General features: G+C 37.8%; 18 protein-coding genes and 1 pseudogene. 7 read left to right on the top strand and 12 right to left on the bottom strand.

What is annotated here, in order from left to right:
* Positions 1 to 84: 84 nt before the first annotated feature.
* Together FERPE_RS10340 and FERPE_RS10345 are read left to right on the top strand one after the other, a co-directional pair.
* The gene (locus FERPE_RS10340) at positions 85 to 1,557 is read left to right on the top strand and encodes an outer membrane protein assembly factor BamB (protein ID WP_014451286.1); all 1,473 of its coding nucleotides are present in this window, start codon (positions 85 to 87) and stop codon (positions 1,555 to 1,557) included.
* Between the two features lie 976 nt (positions 1,558 to 2,533).
* On the top strand, positions 2,534 to 3,706 hold the full coding sequence (locus FERPE_RS10345) for a beta-alanine-activating enzyme beta-propeller domain-containing protein (protein WP_014451287.1): 1,173 nt from the start codon (positions 2,534 to 2,536) through the stop codon (positions 3,704 to 3,706).
* 302 nt (positions 3,707 to 4,008) lie between these two features.
* On the opposite strand, the gene FERPE_RS10215 is transcribed toward FERPE_RS10345, so the two are convergent.
* Genes FERPE_RS10215 through FERPE_RS03525 form a run of 5 tightly spaced genes read right to left on the bottom strand, consistent with a single transcriptional unit; the run spans position 4,009 to position 9,143 of the window.
* The gene (locus FERPE_RS10215) at positions 4,009 to 4,329 is read right to left on the bottom strand and encodes a hypothetical protein (protein ID WP_052312840.1); all 321 of its coding nucleotides are present in this window, start codon (positions 4,327 to 4,329) and stop codon (positions 4,009 to 4,011) included.
* Positions 4,313 to 5,632 carry a hypothetical protein gene (locus FERPE_RS03510; protein ID WP_014451289.1) on the bottom strand — a complete coding sequence of 440 codons (1,320 nt, stop codon included), beginning with the start codon at positions 5,630 to 5,632 and terminating at the stop codon, positions 4,313 to 4,315. Before FERPE_RS03510 ends, FERPE_RS10215 begins: the two co-directional genes overlap by 17 nt.
* Positions 5,626 to 6,864 (bottom strand): DUF58 domain-containing protein, encoded by a 1,239-nt coding sequence (locus FERPE_RS03515; RefSeq protein ID WP_014451290.1) that lies wholly within the window; start codon positions 6,862 to 6,864, stop codon positions 5,626 to 5,628. Before FERPE_RS03515 ends, FERPE_RS03510 begins: the two co-directional genes overlap by 7 nt.
* Positions 6,865 to 6,890: 26 nt before the next feature.
* Positions 6,891 to 8,435 (bottom strand): glutamine-hydrolyzing GMP synthase, encoded by a 1,545-nt coding sequence (gene guaA / locus FERPE_RS03520; RefSeq protein ID WP_014451291.1) that lies wholly within the window; start codon positions 8,433 to 8,435, stop codon positions 6,891 to 6,893.
* Between the two features lie 27 nt (positions 8,436 to 8,462).
* The gene (locus FERPE_RS03525; RefSeq protein ID WP_014451292.1) at positions 8,463 to 9,143 is read right to left on the bottom strand and encodes a metal-dependent hydrolase; all 681 of its coding nucleotides are present in this window, start codon (positions 9,141 to 9,143) and stop codon (positions 8,463 to 8,465) included.
* A 125-nt stretch (positions 9,144 to 9,268) separates the two neighbouring features.
* Between FERPE_RS03525 and FERPE_RS10580 the strand changes: the two genes are divergently transcribed.
* Complete coding sequence (locus tag FERPE_RS10580; RefSeq protein WP_011993230.1) at positions 9,269 to 10,219, top strand: DDE-type integrase/transposase/recombinase; 951 nt, start codon at positions 9,269 to 9,271, stop codon at positions 10,217 to 10,219.
* Positions 10,220 to 10,610: 391 nt separating this feature from the next.
* Here FERPE_RS10580 and FERPE_RS03535 read toward each other — a convergent pair whose 3' ends face one another.
* The 7 genes and pseudogenes from FERPE_RS03535 to FERPE_RS03565 all read right to left on the bottom strand — a co-directional run.
* Positions 10,611 to 10,883, bottom strand: a complete 273-nt coding sequence (locus tag FERPE_RS03535) for a hypothetical protein (protein WP_004103200.1) — start codon at positions 10,881 to 10,883, stop codon at positions 10,611 to 10,613.
* A gap of 13 nt (positions 10,884 to 10,896) precedes the next feature.
* Complete coding sequence (gene gltA / locus FERPE_RS03540; protein ID WP_004103199.1) at positions 10,897 to 12,300, bottom strand: NADPH-dependent glutamate synthase; 1,404 nt, start codon at positions 12,298 to 12,300, stop codon at positions 10,897 to 10,899.
* Positions 12,291 to 13,154 (bottom strand): sulfide/dihydroorotate dehydrogenase-like FAD/NAD-binding protein, encoded by an 864-nt coding sequence (locus tag FERPE_RS03545; protein ID WP_004103198.1) that lies wholly within the window; start codon positions 13,152 to 13,154, stop codon positions 12,291 to 12,293. Before FERPE_RS03545 ends, gltA begins: the two co-directional genes overlap by 10 nt.
* Positions 13,155 to 13,200: 46 nt before the next feature.
* Positions 13,201 to 14,451 (bottom strand): transcription termination factor Rho, encoded by a 1,251-nt coding sequence (gene rho / locus FERPE_RS03550; RefSeq protein WP_198429594.1) that lies wholly within the window; start codon positions 14,449 to 14,451, stop codon positions 13,201 to 13,203.
* Between the two features lie 55 nt (positions 14,452 to 14,506).
* Positions 14,507 to 15,130 carry a uracil phosphoribosyltransferase gene (upp, locus tag FERPE_RS03555; protein ID WP_014451293.1) on the bottom strand — a complete coding sequence of 208 codons (624 nt, stop codon included), beginning with the start codon at positions 15,128 to 15,130 and terminating at the stop codon, positions 14,507 to 14,509.
* A 2-nt stretch (positions 15,131 to 15,132) separates the two neighbouring features.
* Positions 15,133 to 16,182: a peptide chain release factor 1 gene (prfA, locus tag FERPE_RS03560; RefSeq protein WP_014451294.1), complete on the bottom strand. Its 1,050-nt coding sequence runs from the start codon at positions 16,180 to 16,182 to the stop codon at positions 15,133 to 15,135.
* Positions 16,182 to 16,691: pseudogene (locus FERPE_RS03565) on the bottom strand (type IV pilus twitching motility protein PilT); the annotation flags it as partial. The gene prfA and the pseudogene FERPE_RS03565, both read right to left, overlap by 1 nt.
* A 103-nt stretch (positions 16,692 to 16,794) precedes the next feature.
* Between FERPE_RS03565 and istA the strand changes: the two are divergent.
* From istA to FERPE_RS03585, 4 genes are all read left to right on the top strand, one after another.
* Entirely contained in the window at positions 16,795 to 17,997 is a 1,203-nt protein-coding gene (gene istA / locus FERPE_RS03570) for an IS21 family transposase (RefSeq protein ID WP_014451295.1), read from the top strand.
* Between the two features lie 20 nt (positions 17,998 to 18,017).
* A complete protein-coding gene (gene istB / locus FERPE_RS03575) occupies positions 18,018 to 18,782 on the top strand; it encodes an IS21-like element ISCbe3 family helper ATPase IstB (protein ID WP_014451263.1) in 765 nt (254 codons plus the stop codon).
* 92 nt (positions 18,783 to 18,874) lie between these two features.
* Complete coding sequence (locus FERPE_RS03580; protein ID WP_052312841.1) at positions 18,875 to 19,177, top strand: DUF234 domain-containing protein; 303 nt, start codon at positions 18,875 to 18,877, stop codon at positions 19,175 to 19,177.
* Between the two features lie 175 nt (positions 19,178 to 19,352).
* A complete protein-coding gene (locus FERPE_RS03585) occupies positions 19,353 to 20,609 on the top strand; it encodes an ATP-binding protein (RefSeq protein WP_014451296.1) in 1,257 nt (418 codons plus the stop codon).
* Positions 20,610 to 20,663: the final 54 nt, after the last annotated feature.

Raw genomic sequence — 20,663 nt, forward strand, 5'->3', positions numbered from 1 at the left:
CCCCTCTTTATAAGGATAATGCAGTTTTTGGAAAGTTTCAATACTTTTAGTTAACATTATCAGGAAAAGGAAAGGAGGGTTAACATGAAAAAATTGTTTTGGAAGGTATTGGTTTTGTTTTCGCTTTTGATAACATTAAGTTGTACTCAACAAACAACAAGTATTTCTGAATTTACAAGTATTTCTGAATTTAATATATCCATAAGTCCTGCAACCGATTTAACGATTTCTCAAGGAGGAAGCGAAAGCATAACGCTTACAGTAGAAAGAAGAAACTTCGATCAACCAATCATGTTAAGTTTAGAAGGTGCACCAAACGGGATAACTTTAAGTGCAACGAGTGTTGAAGGAAATGAGAAAACAAAACAGCTAACGATATCAGTATCATCAAGTGTGCCAGTTGGAACATATAACATGGAAATAAGGGCGAGTGGTGGTGAAATTACTAGAACAGCGAATATTACGGTTACAGTTGTGACTCCAGGACTTGCAAACAGCCCCTGGCCAATGTTTAGAGGAGATCCACAACACACAGGAAGGAGCAAATATATTGGATCACAAGTTGCAAACGTGAAATGGTATTATCAAACCAATAATAGAATTTTTTATTCTTCTCCAGCAATAGGCCCTGACGGAACAATATATATTGGATCAGATGACGGGAATCTCTACGCTATAAATCCCAATGGAACTTTAAAGTGGAAGTATACTACCATTATTCCTATCACCTCCTCTCCAGCGATAGGCTCAGACGGTACAATATATGTTGGATCATGCGACTATCTCTGCGCTCTAACTCCCAATGGAAGTTTAAAATGGAAGTATACTACCGATAGTTTGATCTTCATCTCCTCACCTGCGATAGGCTCTGACGGTACAATATATGTTGGATCAGAAGACGGAAATCTCTACGCTATAAATCCCAATGGAACTTTAAAATGGAAGTATACTACCGATGGTTTTATCCATTCTTCCCCAGCGATAGGCTCTGACGGTACAATATATGTTGGGTCACATGATGGAAATCTTTACGCTATAAATCCCAATGGAACTTTAAAATGGAAGTATACTACCGGTTATCCGATCTGGTCCTCTCCAGCGATAGGCTCTGACGGTACAATATATGTTGGATCATGGGACAAAAATCTCTACGCTATAAATCCCAATGGAAGTTTAAAATGGAAGTATCCTACCGGTGATGAGATCACCTCCTCCCCAGCGATAGGCTCAGACGGTACAATATATGTTGGATCAGTCGACGGAAATCTCTACGCTCTAAACCCAGATGGAACTTTAAAATGGAAATATAATACCTATGCTGCTATTCAATCCTCTCCAGCAATAGGCTCTGATGGTTCAATTTATTTTGGATCTTATTCACTTGTATTTGAATCAGGATACTTTTATTGCCTAAACCCAAGTGGAACTTTGAAATGGAAGACTTCTATAGGTTCATCTGGAACTTATTATGGAACCTATTCGTCGCCTGCAATAGGTGCAGATGGAACGGTATATATCGGTGCTTTAGATGGAAGACTATACGCAATTGGAGACTGAAACTTGAGGTGCAAAATTATTATTTGTATCACTTGAAAGAATTTGCTGAATCCTTCGGTGGAACACACCGAAGGATTTAATTTACACGTTTTGTTTCCTCCCCAAAATTCTTTTTGTTCTGCTGAAGAGTGTTACTAAACAAACGATCAGCAGTGCAACAACCGTTCCAAAACCAGCTCCTGTCATGTCGATTATAACATCGTTCAACGATGAACCGCGGTTGTAAAAAAGCTGGTTGTATTTGTCAAGATCTGCTTCCAGAAAGAGCTGAGAAAATAACTCTTTTGAGTTTGTGGGTTTCTTTAAGTGCGTAAAACAAGACAAGTGTAGTAAGAAACCCAAGTCCGAAATAGAGTCCAAAATGATTTTCTAAGAAGCATCTCAGTTGGAACGTATTCGGTCTTGAACCGCCAGTGTTTTAATTTTGTTTCTAAAGAGATAAACCATCTTGTGTTTGAAAAATCTACTATGCTGTCAATCTTTTTTAGTGTGCGGTAAACAAACCTTGCCTGGCATTGTAATTCTCGAAGACGAAACCCACGGTGTACCAGCAGTGTAATGTATGAAAAAAATAATTCGTTTGATTATTCACCAAACAAAAAGCGAGGAGAAATCCTCGCATTTTTGTTTTGAAAATCTTTCATGATCGGTTTTTGAATCGAAGATTTTGTGAATTTTTCGTAAACATTTTTGAAGATTTTTGAAATATGTTATAATATATGAAAGGAGTTTTTTCTTTGATTCAACGGTGGAATATCAAAACAACTTTACAAAAAGCAGTGGGATCAAAAAGAAAGTATCAACGCCCGTTAGAATTTTTTAATGATATTCGATTTCCGTCTTGAAAGTGCGTGTCAGACAGTATGGAAGGGAGGGGTAGTGAAAATTTATCAGAGCAAGAATATGGTTAGTCCTTGAGTACTTTCCAGCACAAAAGTTATTGGAATTTTGCTAGGAAAAGGAAAGGAGGGTTAACATGAAAAAATTGTTTTGGAAGGTATTGGTTTTGTTTTCGCTTTTGATAACATTAAGTTGTACTCAACAAACAACAGTTACAGTTGTGACTTCAGGACTTGCAAACAGCCCTTGGCCTATGTTTAGAGGAGATCCACAACACACAGGAAGGAGCAAATATATTGGATCGCAAGTTGCAAACGTGAAATGGTATTATCAAACCAATAATAGAATTTTTTATTCTTCTCCAGCAATAGGCCCTGACGGAACAATATATATTGGATCATCAGATATTGAATCATCAACCGCAAATCTCTACGCTATAAATCCCAATGGAACTTTAAAATGGAAGTATACTACTTTAGGTGATTCTATCTGGTCCTCTCCAGCGATAGGCTCTGACGGTACAATATATTTTGGAGCAGGTGACAACAATCTCTACGCTATAAATCCCAATGGAACTTTAAAATGGAAGTATACTACCGGTAGTGATATCTGGTCCTCTCCAGCGATAGGCTCAGACGGTACAATATATATTGGATCAGATGACAACAATCTCTACGCTATAAATCCCAATGGAACTTTAAAATGGAAGTATACTACCGGTGGTAATATCCACTCCTCTCCAGCGATAGGCTCTGACGGTACAATATATGTTGGGTCACATGATGGAAATCTTTACGCTATAAATCCCAATGGAACTTTAAAATGGAAGTATACTATCGATGATCTTATCGATTCTTCCCCAGCGATAGGCTCTGACGGTACAATATATGTTGGATCATGGGACGGAAATCTCTACGCTATAAATCCAGATGGAACTTTAAAGTGGGAGTATAATACACCCCTTATTCCTATCATCTCCTCCCCAGCGATAGGCTCTGACGGAACAATATATATTGGATCAGTAGACGGAACTCTCCACGCTATAAATCCCAATGGAAGTTTAAAATGGAAGTATACTACCGATGGTTTTATCGAGTCTTCCCCAGCGATAGGCTCAGACGGGGCAATTTATTTTGGATCATGGGATACTGGATCTGAATCAGGATACTTTTATTGCCTAAACCCAAATGGAAAATTGAAATGGAAGACTTCTATAGGTTATGGAACCTATTCGTCGCCTGCAATAGGTGCAGATGGAACGGTATATATCGGTGCTTTAGATGGAAGACTATACGCAATTGGAGACTGAAACTTGAGGTGCAAAATTATTATTTGTATCACTTGAAAGAATTTGCTGAATCCTTCGGTGGAACACACCGAAGGATTTAATTTATACGTTTTGTTTCCTCCCCAAAATTCTTTTTGTTCTGCTGAAGAGTGTTACTAAACAAACGATCAGCAGTGCAACAATCGTTCCAAAACCAGCTCCTGTCATGTCGATGATGACATCGTTCAACGATGAACCGCGGTTGTAAAAAAGCTGGTTGTATTTGTCAAGATCTGCTTCCAGAAAGAGCTGAGAAAATAACTCTTTTGAGTTTGTGGGTTTCTTTAAGTGCGTAAAACAAGACAAGTGTAGTAAGAAACCCAAGTCCGAAATAGAGTCCAAAATGATTTTCTAAGAAGCATCTCAGTTGGAACGTATTCGGTCTTGAACCGCCAGTGTTTTAATTTTGTTTCTAAAGAGATAAACCATCTTGTGTTTGAAAAATCTACTATGCTGTCAATCTTTTTTAGTGCGCGGTAAACAAACTTTGCCTGCCTTTCGGATTCTTGCGGAAGGCTTGATGAAAAGTAAAAAATCATGCCGATCCACAGAAGCACAGCTACAATTAAAACTGCGTACACAACGCTTCTAACCTTGACTTTCAATTTCATTTCCTCCTCGGTTCAGAAGCTCTACAAGTCTTTCGAAACTTGTTTTTAGATTTTTTTCGTCAAACGGAATATCTCTTTCCAAAGCGTATTCATATCTTACAAAAAGATTTGTGAAAAACTCGAAATCATCATTCTTAAATACTTCTAATAGCTCGTAAGGTGTTAGATGATCAAAGCTTTTAAAAAATTCTTTTCGAATGTAAAGATAAGCGTGCTTTACAAATTCAAGTCCTTCAAGCTGGAGTATCTCTTCAAAAGAAAAATCGGTTTTGAAAAACAACGGCGCTGCATCTTCATTTTCTTTTTCAACCAAAACCGTACTTTCACCACTTTCTAAAAGGATTTTAAAAAGCGGAATTAGAGAACATATAATCAAACATGTTCCAACTACGTTCAAAATCGTTATAAGTCTTGAATAGTTCCTTTGGGAAGCTAAATTTTTCTGGTTTTGAGCGTACCAAGTTACCGTTGCTTGTTTGGATATTATTTCTCTTTCAATTTGATCTGTTGAATTTGACTGATAGAGATTTGTTTGGTAATTAATTCTCGAGATCGTGAAAAGTATCGTGGAAAAAATAGTAACTGCAAAAATAATCAAAAGCCCCAACGCAGTTCCTTTTGTGAATTTTAGTTTAGCTTTGACAGCTGAAATCAGTATAAGAGCGAATGTTAGTAAAAGCTGGATGGAGAGAATTATTTCTCTTACCAAAAGATCTTTTCTTTCCTTTTCAGATATCTCAAGGTCGCTTGTTTGAAGTTCCCCAGTTCTTGCTTCATTTTGCGGCTTTTCTTGACGTTTTACCTCAACGTTGAGATTGTACTCTTCAGCAGGTTTTATTTCAGGAACTAGAGCAGGAGCTAATTTAAGAGTCGTTCCTGAAAGTGGGATCAAAAGTATTAAAGGGAGAATGTAGAGAATTTTTGAATCTCTAAAGTTTTTCAAAGCGTAAATTAAGAGAGTACCAGCTTGGAAAATAGGAAGATAAGTAAAATTATTGTTCAGTCCAGAGAGCGGTGTTGAAAGCAGAAGAATTGAAAAGATCAAAAACGGGGTATACTTGTTCTTTGCTCTTTTGTAAGTTAAAACAAAAATCAGACTTGCTGAAGCGAAAAAGTTTGACTGGATAGCTACAAAGACCGCATAACCCAAACTTAGAATAAAGGTTTCTATTTTGCTTTTCGTCTTAAAAATTCTAAAAAGCAAAGCGAAAGAAACTATTGATAGAAGATTGATTTTAGTTGAAAAAGAAAGAAAAGACAGTGCGATTATCAGGCCATCCAGCAGTATATCTACCATATTGCTTCGATCCCTTCTTGCAGAGCTGTATTTTCGTACCATATCTGAACTGAGATATGTTCCTGAGCTAAGATTTTTGCGTACTCGTAAGTTTTTCTGACTTCAAGTGGTAAGTCAAAATAGCTTTTAAACTTTCCTGTAACACTTTTTCTGTAGCCGTAGGGCATAAGCATAACTATCACTTTTCCGGAGTGCGATTTAAGCCTTATCAACTCTTCAACTTCTTCGACAGTTAAGTACATTCCTATCAGTATAACCGTATCCGCTGGTGTTAGAGAATCTTTTACACTTCCAAAAAAGTCTGAAGTAAGGTTTTGATTTTCTATCGTTCCTTGTGCAAGTGCTAAGGGTTCATAGTAAAGTGAAGGGTCTTTGAATCTGTAAGTGCTAACACCGTTTTTGTCTGAAATTGAAAGTTGGATAGGGATATGTTTGGCGCTTAAATAGTTCACAAGACCAGCTACTGCGCTGACAGCATCTTCTTCGTATTTTTTTCTTATACTTTCCCAAGCTTTTTTGGAATAAACCGCGCCGGAAAGATTAAGATCAAGGAGTACGAAAACCTTCGCACTTGAAGTGTATTCGTACTCCTTGACCATCAATTTATCAAATTTTGCAGATGCTTTCCAGTGGATTCTGTTGAGTGGTTCTGAATTGTATTCTCTAAGCTCTCGGATATACGAGATGTCTTCAAGTAACTTAAAATTACTTTTTTTATTGGGTGTCAGTTCAACAAAGCGTTCTTTTTCAAAGATAACCATTTCAGGTTTTGGCAAAACCAAAATGTTTGAGTCTATCTTGTGAACAAGAAAAAACTCGAATAATCCACTTTTTGAAAAGAATTTCAGCACAAAAGGTTCGATATTTTTTAGTCCGCGCGTTCCGAAAGAACTGGTAACCTCGTACGTTAATTTGCTCTTAGGTTCTAAGGAAAGGAGTTGATCTGGTTTTTTTAAAGAGCTTGGGAAATTGATTTTAACATTCAAAGGTTTTTCCGAATCGTTTTTGATCACAAACTTGACTGTGAAAGGTTCATTCGTAAAACACCTTGCATCAGCTTTCACACTTACCGAAACATTTTTGATTGATTTTTTCAGTAACGAATATTCATACCAAAAATACAAAACTACGGCATCAAGGAACCATACGTATTTATTGTAGACTATCAATGATAGAAAAACTGCAAAGATAGTTAGTACAAATATTAGAGGATTTATTTTCTCTCTTATCAAAGTCTTTCAGCTCCTGTTATTTTTCGTTATTCCCATTCGATAGTTGCTGGAGGTTTTGAAGTTATGTCGTACACGACTCTGTTTATACCCTTCACTTCGTTTATTATTCTCTTTGAAACGTGGTTTAAGAACTCATAAGGCAGTTTTGCCCAATCTGCCGTCATTCCATCTTCGCTTGTTACCGCTCTCAAAGCCAAAACGTTTTCGTACGTTCGATAATCCCCCATAACGCCAACACTTTTAACTGGAAGCAGTACAGCAAAAGCTTGCCATACTTTCTCGTAAAGATCCCATTTTTTCAATTCTTCGATGAATATGTAATCAGCTTCTTGGAGTGTTTTTACAGCTTCCTTTGTAACTTCTCCAATGATCCTTACGGCAAGTCCCGGACCGGGGAACGGATGTCGCTTCAGCATTTGCTCAGGAAGCCCAATAGTTCTTCCAAGTTGGCGCACCTCGTCTTTGAAAAGGTATCTGAGCGGTTCGATGATTTCAAAAGGTAAATTCTCAGGAAGACCACCGACGTTGTGGTGGGTTTTAATCTTTGCGGATGCTTTTCTTTCGGGAGCTTTACTTTCAATCACATCTGGATAGAGCGTACCTTGAGCTAAAAATTTTACTTCTTTAGCAAGTTTCCCGGCTTCGCTGTAAAAAACATCGATAAACGTATGCCCGATTCTTTTTCTTTTTTCTTCAGGATCTTCGACACCTTTTAGAACTTCAAAGAATCTCTCACTAGCATCGACGTAATGAACTTTTATTCCGAGTTTTGAGAAATTCTCAACGACTTCTTTACCTTCGTTTTTCCTCAGGAGACCTGTATCAACAAAGATTGGAATGAGGTTATCTCCGATAGCTTTGTGAAGAAGAAGGGCTACAACTGAAGAATCGACGCCGCCAGAGAGTCCTAAGATCACCTTTTCGTTCCCTATTCTTTCTTTTAGTTCTTTAATCATCTCTTCTGCGAATTTTTCCATCTTCCAATTTGGTTTTAGACCGGCAACCTCGATCAGGAAATTAATCAGAAGTTCTTTCCCGTACTTTGTGTGTACAACTTCCGGATGGAACTGAACACCGTAAATCTTCTTTTCTTTATGCCTTATCACCGCATTTTCGGTGTATTCACTCTTTGCTATCGTTTCAAAATCCTTCGGAAGATTTGTTACCCCATCAGAATGACTCATCCAAACGGTGAATTTTTTCGGAAGTCCCTTAAAGAAAGGATCGTCTTTAATAACTTCAAGCTCTGCAGGTCCAAATTCACGATGGTCTGATTTTTCAACGTTACCCCCGAGTTGGTAAGCCAAAGCTTGTAGTCCGTAACATATTCCGAGAATAGGAAGGTTGCTTTCAAGGACGTAGTTCGGTATCTTTGGAGCATCTACATCGTAGACACTGTTAGGACCGCCTGAAAGTATGTAAGCTAAAGGATTGAGTTTTTGGACTTGCTCGTAGCTTGCATCATAATCTACAAGTTCACTGTAAAAACCGATTTCTCGAACCCTTCTTACGATGAGTTGGGTATATTGTGAACCGAAATCTATTACAACAACTGTATTTCGTTCTTCCATATCACTTCGCTCCTACCAGTTTTTAAATTAAAGTTCTATTGATTCGCCCGGTTTCATTATTAGACATTCAACACCGAGCTCTTCGATCTTTTTCCTGAACAATTCAGCGTCCGCTTTGATTATATCCCACGTATTGTAGTGCATCGGAACAACTTTTTTAGGCTTGAACATTCTAACCGCTTCAAAACCATTTTCAATGTCCATAACGAAATTGCCACCGATAGGTATAAACGCAAGATCGATGTGCTTATCGCTCAAAAGTTCCATTTCCATAGTGAGTCCAGTGTCCCCGGCGTGGTAAATTCTTTTTCCCTTGTGTTCCAAAACAAAACCACATGGATTACCACCGTAAATAATTTGTTCTCCTTCAATAATGCTTGAGCCGTGTAGAGCGGGGAAGAGTTTTAGTTTTCCAAACGGAAAAACAAAACTTCCGCCAATGTGCATGGGATGTACTTTTATCCCTTTCTTTGCCAAAAAGTTTGAAAGTTCGTAGTTTGTGATAACTGTTGAACCGTCTTTTTTTGCTATCTTTTCTGTGTCTCCCAGATGGTCTCCGTGACCGTGGCTGACTAATATGTAGTCAATCTTCGGCAGGACGAAGTTTTTCGGAAACTGCGGGTTACCTTCGAGGAACGGATCGATGATTATGTTGTGTTCACCTGTTTCAATCAAAACAGCCGCATGTCCTAAAAATGTTATCTTCATAGTTTTCAACCCCCCACTTCTAAAGATAATGTTAACTAAAAGTATTGAAACTTTCCAAAAACTGCATTATCCTTATAAAGAGGGGACACCCCCCAACCAACTCTCGACAAAGGAGGTATCCCGATATGAACAACTCAACGCTCTCTTGTCCAAAATGCGGTTCCACCAGCTTATACAAAAACGGTCATGACAAATACGGTAACCAACAATTCCTTTGCAAACTCTGCCATCATTCTTTCAAACTCTCCCATTCTCAAAAACGCAAAAACTTCCCTTTCCCTTATCCCAAATGCACTTCTTGTGGTAAATCTATGCAAATTTACAAAGTCCGTCGCTCTTTCGTTGTCTTCCGTTGTAGAGCTTGTCGTACCAAAGATAGAGTACCTTTTAACCTCCCCGAACCAGTCACCCTTATTCCTGAGAAATTTAAATATTTCCGCTTCCCTATCTTTTTCGTCTTAAAGGCTTTTGTTTTGTATATGAAACACAATATGTCTTATCGCTCTCTTGCTCATTCTCTTAATATCAAAGTATCTCATGTCACCATATACAAATGGGTTATTAAATTGTGTACTTTATTCTCTGTACTTTTTCCAACATTTACCATCGAAAATGTTTTCTCAGTTCATGCTGATGAAACTGTTCTTGTGTTCAAAGAACAAAAGTACTATGTTTGGCTATTAGTTGATCACGAAACTAACTTAATTCTTTGTTGGCATGTCTCAAAGTATCGTGATATGGGACAAGTCAAAGTATTGCTCGAGAAGTTCTTTGGTAATTCAAAACCTAGAAACATTGAACTTATTACTGATGGACTTGGTGCATATGAAAGTGCAGTAAAGCTGTTGTTCAGAAATATCAATCACGTAGTGGTACCGCTCGGTAAAAACAATCAATGTGAATCTAAGTTTTCATTGTTGAAAGACTTTTTCCGACTCAAGCGAGGGCTGAAGAATACGAAGAACTTAGCGAAATATATTCAAGGATTTTGTGTAGTGAAGAATCTTTGGAAAACGCACAATGGCAATATCAATCGCATTCTTTCACAATTACACTCTTTCATCACTACAAGTTAACACTATCTTCGAATTTCAGTTATTTATTCTGAAATTCAAGTCTTCTAATTCGATCCAATAAAATATTAGACCCGGGTCTAGTAACATTAAACCATTAGGTTATTTTTTACTAATCTCAATGCTCGCACATCTTTGACTTCTATTTATACAACCACCAAGTGGAACATTACCATTGATTAATCTTTTCAAAATATTCATCTGTTATACCTCCTTGTAAGAATCAATAATTTTTAACACGATTTACTCTGCGCAGAGTTATTTTAATTATATCAAAAAAAAAAAAGTCAATACTGTAACACCATATTCGTTGAATAGAAATAAAATCACCTATAAGATATAAAAAATCCCCCGACGAAGTTAAATGTGTTTCCGGGGGATGTTCATTTCTCAATTACTTTTGCCTTTGAAATTTTTCCGCACTGATGGTGACGATGTATTTGTTGCCATCAACTTCAACTTGGTAATTTATCGAAAAAGTATCAGGTAGGTTTTTCAAAACCGTGTCATCGATCGTTTCCCAAAAGATATTTTCCGCTTTTAATTGGGCTTTCTCTTGCCTTAGTGCTTCTTCAAGCATGTTTCTTTGCATGGGGATAGTTGATAAGACTATTGCAACGAGTATTAGAAGAACAATTATCGCAGATAGTATTTCGATGTAAATCACATCATCTTCACCTTCATCTGTTTTCTGATAGGAATTTCATTATACCTTGCGCAGCTTTTTTACCAGCTCCCATGGCTAAGATAACTGTTGCTGAACCTGTTACAATATCTCCTCCAGCGAAGACTTTCGGATTACTTGTCTGACCGTATTCGTCTGTTATTATGTAACCGTATTTGTTTGTCTTTAAATCTGGAAATTGACTGAGCAGAAATTTATTCGCTTCAGTACCTATCGCTTCGATAACTGTATCCATTTCCAAGATAAAGTTACTGTTTGGAATCTCAACAGGTCGTCTTCTACCACTTTCATCAGGCGCGCCAAGTTCCATCCTGATACATTCGATAGCTACCAAATTACCATTTTCATCACCGATGTACTTGACAGGTGTTGCGAGTGTGTAAAATTTAACACCCTCTTCTTTCGCATGTTCGATTTCCGCTTTTCTCGCTGGCATTTCTGCTTCTGTTCGACGGTATATTATAGTGACGTCTGCACCAAGTCTTAGAGCACTTCTTGCTGCATCCATTGCGGTGTTTCCACCACCGATTACAGCCACTTTTTTGCCGATTCGTATAGGTGTATCGTACTCCGGGAATTTGTACGCTCTCATAAGGTTTATCCTTGTTAAAAATTCGTTGGCAGAATACACACCGTTCAACTCACTTCCGGGTATGCCCATAAATTTAGGTGTGCCAGCACCGACACCGATGAAAACGGCATCGTAAGATTCGAGGATTTCCTTAACGGATATAGCGTATCCAACTGGTATATTCTTGAAAAATCGCACATCGAGTTTTTCAAGTGCGGCAATTTCTTTTTTGACTATCGATTTTGGTAATCTGAATTCTGGTATACCGTACGTCAATACACCGCCGAATTCGTGCAGGGCTTCGTATATATCCACGGTGAAACCATATCTACCAAGTTCAGATGCAACCGTCAATCCGGCTGGTCCAGAGCCGATTATAGCCACTTTCTTATCTTTTGCTTTGCTTATGTTGAATTGAAATTTAGTATTTTCATTTTCGTATTCGATGTTGTTTTCATCCGCCCAATCTGCGACGAATCGTTCAAGTGCACCTATGTTGATTGATCTTCCAATTTTATTTAAAATGCATAACCCCTCGCATTGTACCTCTTGTGGACATACACGTCCACATATTGCTGGCAGATAATTGTAAGATTTTAAAATCTTATACGAACCTTCGAAATTACCCTTAGCTATCTCTTTAATAAAGCCCGGTATATCGATACCGACCGGACAACCGGATATACACGTTGGTATTTTACATTGTAAGCATCGTGAGGCTTCCTGTTGCGCCAATTCTGGTGTGTAACCGAGCGATACTTCCAAAAAGTTAGTTTTTCTTATTTCAGCAGGTTGTTCTGGCACGTGGACTCTGTCTTTCACAGCCATGTAGGTTCACCAACTTCTTTCAGATATCTTTCAAGAGCCAATTTTTCTTGTTCTTTGTATTGGTTTAGCCTTTTGATGAAGCTATCCCAATCAACGTATCTACCATCGAATTCTGGTCCATCAACGCATACGTACTGTATCTTTTCGGAATTATCAGTTTTTATCACCGTTCGGCAACCACCACACATACCAGTACCATCTATCATGATAGAATTCAACGAAACCCAAATGGGAATGTTGTATTTTGTGGCAATTTCACTTGAAAGTTTCATCATGATAGCTGGTCCTATCGACCAAATTACGTTGTAATTTTCTTTTTCAAGCTCGATTTTCATGGCATCTATCACGTTACCTTTGTATCCGAAACTTCCATCGTCTGTTGTTGGTAAAAGTTTATCGGCAAATGTGAATTCATCTCTTAATATCAAATCTTGGATTGTTCTTGCTCCAATTATAACTGTTATGTTGTTGCCTGCACTTTTTAGCGCTTTTGCAATTGGTAATATAGCGGCTATTCCAACTCCACCACCGATTATTAGTACGTTTCCATGATACTTAATTTCACTTGGCTTACCGAGTGGTCCAACTACATCGTAAAGTATATCGCCTTCGTTGAGCGAGCACAGTTCGTATGTGGATTTCCCAACCGCTTTGACAACGATTCTGAACGCTTCACCATTGGACTCGGCTATCGTTAGAGGTATGCGTTCGCCTTTTTCACTTATCCTCACTATAACAAACTGACCAGGTTTAGCTTGTCTACCAATGAGATCATTTTTAATCCAGACATCATGAACTCCGTAGGCTAATTTACGCTTACGCAATATCACGTTGTTAAGCTCTTCTTGGTTCATTGATAATTCCTCCTATACTTAGGTGAGCAAAGAAAAAAATGTATTGTTATACTGTTTTCTGGGCGTCTATTAAAGCTAAGAACTCTTCGTTCGATTTCGTTTCTTTCAATTTTGAAAGTATGAGTTTGAGACCTTCTTCTTCAGACATAGAGCTCAACATACGCCTAAGGATCCACACTTTCTTCAATTCGTTTTGCCCAATCAATAATTCTTCTTTTCTTGTACCCGAAAGTGCAAGATTGATGGCTGGGAAAATCCTTTTGTTAGCAAGCTGTCTTGAAAGCACAAGTTCCATATTACCTGTACCTTTGAATTCTTCAAATATCACTTCATCCATCTTCGATCCAGTCTCTATGAGTGCGGTTGCGATGATGGTTAAACTTCCACCTTCTCTTGTGTTTCTTGCAGCACCGAAGAAATGTTTGGGTTTGTAAAGTGCAGCCGGATCAACACCACCAGTCAACAGTTTACCACTTGGTGGAACGGTTATGTTATAAACCCTTCCAAGTCGTGTAAGACTATCAAGGAGCACAACAACGTGATTTCCATATTCAACAAGTCTTTTGCACATTTCAAGCGTAAGTTCAGCAATTTTTATCTGCTTATCGGAAGGCATATCAAACGGGGCTGCTATAACCTTTGCATCTACCGATTCTTTGATATCTGTAACTTCTTCAGGTCGTTCATCGATGAGTAATACGATTCTAATTGTATCAGGATGGTTAGTTGCAATTCCGTTGGCAATTTCTTTGAGTATCGTGGTCTTACCGGTCTTCGGTGGAGCGACGATCATTCCCCTTTGTCCTTTACCTATCGGTGTGAACAAGTCAATCAACCTTGTTGAGTAAGTATCTTTATGTGTCTCAAGGATATATCTTTCCTTCGGATAATCCGGTGTTAAGTTTTCAAAATTGACTCTTTCGTCTGCAAATTCGGGTGGTTTGTAATTTATCGCTTCGATTTTTATCATTGCATTGAATCGTTCGCCCTCTTTTGGTGGACGGATAACACCTGAGACGATATCACCAGTGTTCAGATTAAACTTCCTTATTTGAGACTGGGATACGTATATATCCTTTGGACCAGATAGCATAGTCTCAAGACTTCTAAGAAATCCATATCCATCAGGAGCAATTTCAAGCACACCTTCGCCGAAAAAGTAACCTTCCGATTTTGCCTTAGCTTCCAAGATTTCAAATATTAAATCTTGCTTTCTCATACTTGTGTAACGAGGAATATCGTATTTTCTTGCCAATTCATAGAGTTCTTTCATTGTCATTTCTTCAAGTTGTTTCATGCTTATACCTTCTGTCAAGTCAAATGCACCTCCAGTAGCTTACAAGCTACAATCGTTATTTTGTTCTAAATAATCTGTCACCGGCATCACCCAAACCAGGAAGGATATATCCATGGTCATTAAGTTCTCTATCGAGGGATGCCGTGTATATATCGACATCTGGATGGACCTTTTCGATAGCCTTCACACCTTCTGGGGAAGAGATGAGGGAGATAAACGTAATTTGCCTACCACCAAGTTCTTTAACTTTGGTTATCGCATCGATAGCCGATACACCTGTTGCAAGCATGGGATCGAGTATAAATATCTCACTTTTATCGTGGAGCTTCGGAGTTTTAAAGTAATAATCCACCGCTTGCAAAGTCTCAGGGTCTCTGTAAATACCGATATGCCCTACTGAAGCGTTCGGTAACAATTCAAGAATGCCATCGACCATACCCAATCCGGCTCTTAGAATAGGTATAATGACTATATCTTTATCGTTTATATAGTATCCTTTCGTCTTTTCAAATGGTGTTTCAACTTCCATTTCGTAAACTTGTATGTGCCTTGTTGCTTCGTAAGCAATGAGTAACGTTATTTCTCTTAGAAGTTCTCTGAATTCCTTTGGACCGGTTTCTTTCTTTCTCATCAATGTGAGCTTATGCTTTATTAAAGGATGATCTACTACGTTTAACACTTTTACCCCTCCACTTCGGTTAGTATTCCGAGCTCTTTCAACTGTTCTTCTATGTCGTATTGCATCAATTTTGGAATTATTAAATCAAGGTCACCGTCGAGTACAGCTTGCAGGTTGTATATCGTTAGGTTTATCCTGTGGTCTGTCACCCTGTTTTGTGGAAAGTTGTACGTTCTTATCTTTTCACTTCTTTCACCACTTCCGATTTGTGTCTTTCTCTGTGAGGAGAGTTTTTCATCTTGCTCTCTTCGTGCAAGTTCGTAAAGCTTTGACCTTAAGACCATCAACGCTTTTTCTTTATTCTGGTGCTGAGACCTTTCCGATTGACAAGTCACAACGATACCCGTTGGAATATGTGTAATCCTAATTGCTGATTCTGTTTTGTTAACGTACTGTCCTCCCGCTCCGGATGCTCTGTACGTATCAATCCTTATATCTTTTGGATCTATAAAGACATCGACATCTTTTGTTTCAGGTAAGACCGCCACAGTTGCAGTTGATGTATGTATCCTCCCACCGGATTCTGTGACAGGTATACGTTGTACTCTGTGAACACCTCTTTCATATTTCATGTAAGTTCCACTGTTTTTACCTTTGATTCTTACAACAACTTCTTTGTATCCGCCAAGGTCTGATTTACTTTCATCTATAATCTCAGTGTCCCAACCTTTTATTTCAGCATACCTTAAGTACATCCTCAGCAAATCACCGGCAAAGAGTGCCGCTTCTTCTCCACCCGTGCCAGCTCTTATCTCAAGGAACACATTTCTATCTCTGAATTCATCATCGGGAAGTAAAAGTGCGATTATCTCATTGGAAACTTTTTCTATTTTTAGATCAAGCTTTGCAATCTCATCTTCACTACCAGGTTCTTCTTTCCAAAGTTCCTTTTCATCGAGTAAATTAAAATACTCATTTATTAATTCATCGATTTCTTTGAACTTTGTAAAATCCGAAGAAACTTTAATCATCTCTTTAACATCCAGATTCTCCATCATCTTTTTTTCGAGTTCTTCGAGTGTTTTCTTTACCCAATCTTTTATGTTCTCCATCAAATTCCTGTCCATCCTATCTTCTTAGACACCTCCTCAGGATTACGAGCAAATGCTACGACACTTTCCTTTGATATTTCACCAGCAAAATAAGCTTTCAACAATGCATCATCAAATAATATATTTCCTTGCTTCTGGGCAGTTTGCATTATACTTTCTATCTGATGTATCTTACCTTCCCTGATAAGGTTCCTAACAGCTGTATTAGCGACCAAAACTTCTACTATAGGGACTAAACCACCGTTCTTTTTTGGAACGAGTCTTTGATATACAACACCAACGAGCGTATTTGCAAGTTGGAGAGATATCTGTTTTTGTTGATGAGCTGGGAAGACATCCACGATACGCTCAGGTGCTGTAGCAGCCGAATTAGTGTGAAGCGTTCCAAAAACTAAGTGCCCTGTTTCCGCGGCAGTTAGAGCCATCGAGATAGTCTCCAAGTCTCTCATTTCACCAACGAGTATGATATCCGGATCTTGCCTTAATGCGTATTTCAATGCATCGGCAAATTCTGTTAATGATAAAATAAAAATGTACTGAAAGTGGAATATAAGGATGTACAAAATTGTACATTGATATGATATCCTTTCTCATAGTGAGGAGGGATATCAAATGCAGAACTTAACAGCACATTTAAACATGATAAGGGCGATGAAAATGAAACCTAACTTTTCAGAACTTGCAAGAATATATGGGATAGACAGAAGAACAGTAAAAAAGTATTATGAGGGTTATGAAGGAAAACCTAAGAATAGAAATAAACCAAGTAAATTGGACAAATACTATGATGAGATAAAATCAAAGCTTGCTATCAAAGGAGTTACAGTCAAGGGTGTTTATGAGTATTTAAAATCAAAAGATGAGACAATAGGAACATACTCAAATTTCAATAAGTATGTTAAGAAAAAAGGATTAAAGCCAGAGAAGAAAGTAAAAGGTCACCCAAGATTTGAGACAGATCCAGGTGAGCAAGCGCAAGTTGATTGGAAAGAGAATATAAAGCTTGTCTCAAGAAATGGAGAGGAGTTTGTTATTAATGTTCTTGATTTTAAATTAGGTTATTCAAGATATTGCTGCTTTGAGATAAACAGGACAAAAACTCAAGAAGAATTAATAGAAAGTCTAATAAGAATATTCAAAGATATAGGCGGAGTACCTAAAGAGATTTTATTTGACAATGCAGCAGCAGTTGTTGATATAACAGGTGAGAAAATTAAAGTAAATTCAAGATTTAAAAGTTTTGCAAAAGACTTTGGGTTTGAAGTGAAACTGTGCAAACCAAGACATTCGTACACAAAAGGAAAAGTTGAAGCAGCAAACAAGTTTATAGATTGGATACTGCCATATCAGGGTGAATTTGAAACAGAAGAGGACTTAGCAAGGATAATAAAAGAGATAAACGCAAAGGTCAATATGCAGCCAAATCAAACAACTCAAGTCCCACCTGCTCTTCTGTTTCAAAAAGAAAAAGAGTATTTACAACCCTTGCCAGACAAAAGGTTAATAGAGAGTTACCTAAATTCCTACAAGTCAGTTAAAGTCCAAAAGGACTCTCTGATTTACTACAAGGGAAGTAAATACTCTGTTCCACCCGAATACATAGGAAAGACAGTCCAAGTAAAGGAGGTGGAAAACAAAATTTATATTTATTATAACACAAACCTGTTAAGGATACATGTTATTGATGAAAAAAGTATCAATTATCACGATGAAGATTACAAACAGCTAATGCTAATGAGAGTTGGTCAAAAAGAAGAGCTTAACAAGATATGTGAGGAGAACCTAAAGAAATTTGATAATCTGTTGAAAAACTAAAGAAAGGAGAAAATCTAAAAATGAGCAACTATGTGAAACTACTTAACAACTTAGAAGAGTTAGGTCTTCACAACATAAAGAATAATCTTGACAAATACTTAGATTTAGTGGCAAGCGGAGAAAAGAGTATGACAGATGCATTGTATGAACTTAGCAACTTAGAGATAAAAGCCAAAGAAGAAAGGGCTATATTAGGATGTGTGAGGGTAGCAAATTTCCCATTTATAAAAGGCATAGAAGATTTTGATTTTTCATTTCAGCCAAGTATAAACAAGCAACAGATAATGGACTTAATGAGTTTAAGATTTTTAGAGGGTAATGAAAATATACTATTTGTCGGAACACCAGGAGTAGGGAAAACGCATCTAGCCACAGCAATAGGTATAGAGTGTGCAAAACGAAGGTATTCAACATATTTTATACATTTTCAAGAGTTAATAGCTCAGCTAAAGAAAGCATTATTGGAGAACAGATTAGAGTACAGACTTAAGCATTTTTCGAAATACAAAGTTTTAATAATAGATGAGATAGGTTATTTGCCTATAGACAATGATGGAGCAAATTTATTTTTCCAGCTGATATCAAGCAGATATGAGAAGAGCAGCACAATAATAACAACTAATGTTGTATTTTCAGAGTGGGGAGAGATATTTGGTGGAGCGACGATAGCAAATGCAATTTTGGATAGGCTACTCCATCATTCTTACGTGATTTTCATAAAAGGTCCTTCATACAGATTGCAGTCAAAAACAGTATATTTTAGCAACACAAACCAGCAAAACTAAGTTTATTTTTTGTACATTTTTATTTTCGATTTTTTGTTCATTTTGATATTGACATTTACAGCACTCAATATGTCAAGAAAGCCTTTAATCTTGTGCAAGCAGGAAGATACTGGGCGAAAGATATAGAGATAGACATTCTTGGAAAAGATAATAACGGGAGGATATATGCTGGAGAAGTTAAATGGAGAAACAAAAAGGTTGGGTTGAAGGAATACATCGGCCTAAAGACAAAAGCCGACAAGCTACGAATACCCGTAGACTATTTCATACTCATTTCCAAGAGTGGATTTGAAGAAGACCTCTTCAAACTAAACGAGAATCTCTATCTAATAGAATTCACAAAAGAAAATGGATGGGTTGTTAGATTTTCTCCTGATTCATCGGCAGAACGATAGCAGAAACTCGGTACTATCAAACAAGCGCAAAAACATATAGACTTTTGTGATTTTCGTACTAATGTGGAAATCCACTTCCATTTTAGTCCGAGAATTTAGGAAGTCGACTTCCAGAATTCTCGGATTATGGTATAATTGTACCTGAGCTGTCGAATCCTCAAGGGAGATGAGAGCGATGAGGTTAATAAAACGAGAAATCGTAAAGGAATTAAGACAGCATTTGCAAAAGCCAGAGATAACGTTTCTCGTTGGACCAAGGCAAGCTGGGAAGACAACTATTCTCAGAATCTTAGAAAACGAGCTGAAAGCTCAGGGAAAGAAAACACTCTTCCTCAACCTCGATATCGAGGAAGATAAGATGCATTTCTCCTCTCAATCCAGCCTTCTAAAGAAGATAGAGCTCGAAATTGGCAAAGAAGGTTTCGTGTTTATCGATGAAATCCAACGAAAAGAAGATGCAGGTGTCTTTTTAAAGGGTATATACGACATGGGTCTACCGTATAAATTCATCGTTTCTGGCTCTGGAAGTGTGGAGCTCAAAGAGAGGCTTCACGAATCGCTCGCAGGTCGAAAGCGCTTGTTTGAGATATCTACGCTATCTTTCGAGGAATTTGTTAACTTCAAGACGGACTATAGATACGAGATGAACTTAGAGACATTCTTTGACTTAGAAAAAGCCAAAACTCTAAGTCTACTAAATGAGTATCTGCACTTTGGTGGATATCCAAGAGTTGTATTAGAAGACCAATTAAAGGAAAAAAGACTAACGATAAGCGAGATATACAGAAGCTATGTTGAAAAGGACATAACGTACCTGCTCCGCGTTGTGCGAATTGAAGAATTCACCACACTTGTAAGAATCTTAGCTTCTCTGTCAGGAAGAATGCTTAATCTAACAAACCTGTCTTCTGAGGCGGGAGTATCGTCGAAAACCGTAAAGCAATACCTATGGTATCTACAACAAACATACATAATAGACCTGATAACACCTTTTTCAACAAACCGAATTAAGGAATTAACAAAAGCACCGACTGCCTATTTCACAGACTTGGGCTTGAGAAACTACGCTGCAGGTGTTTTTGGAAACCTTGCTGATTTTGGTTTCGTCTTTCAAAACTTCGTTTATTTGAAGCTCAAAAGACTTTCTAAAGAGCATGATTTCACCGTGCACTTCTGGAGAACGAAAGATAATGCTGAGGTAGATTTCGTCCTCACGAAAGAAGACAAAATCATCCCAATTGAAGTCAAATACAAGAGCATTGAAGAGCCAGCTGCGACAAGAAGCTTGCAGAGCTTTATCAACAGATACGACCCTGAGAAGGCAATATTGGTAAACATCTTCGGAAGACGAACAGAAAGAATAAAAGATACTACGCTGGAGTTAGTTCCGTTCTACATGCTTGACAAGTTGATATCGGGGTTATTCTCCTAAGAGTTTCTTCACTGTCTCGACACCGTCGACAAGCTCGACAAATTCTGGACAGGC

Source organism: Fervidobacterium pennivorans DSM 9078, assembly GCF_000235405.2.
GTDB classification, from domain to species: domain Bacteria; phylum Thermotogota; class Thermotogae; order Thermotogales; family Fervidobacteriaceae; genus Fervidobacterium; species Fervidobacterium pennivorans.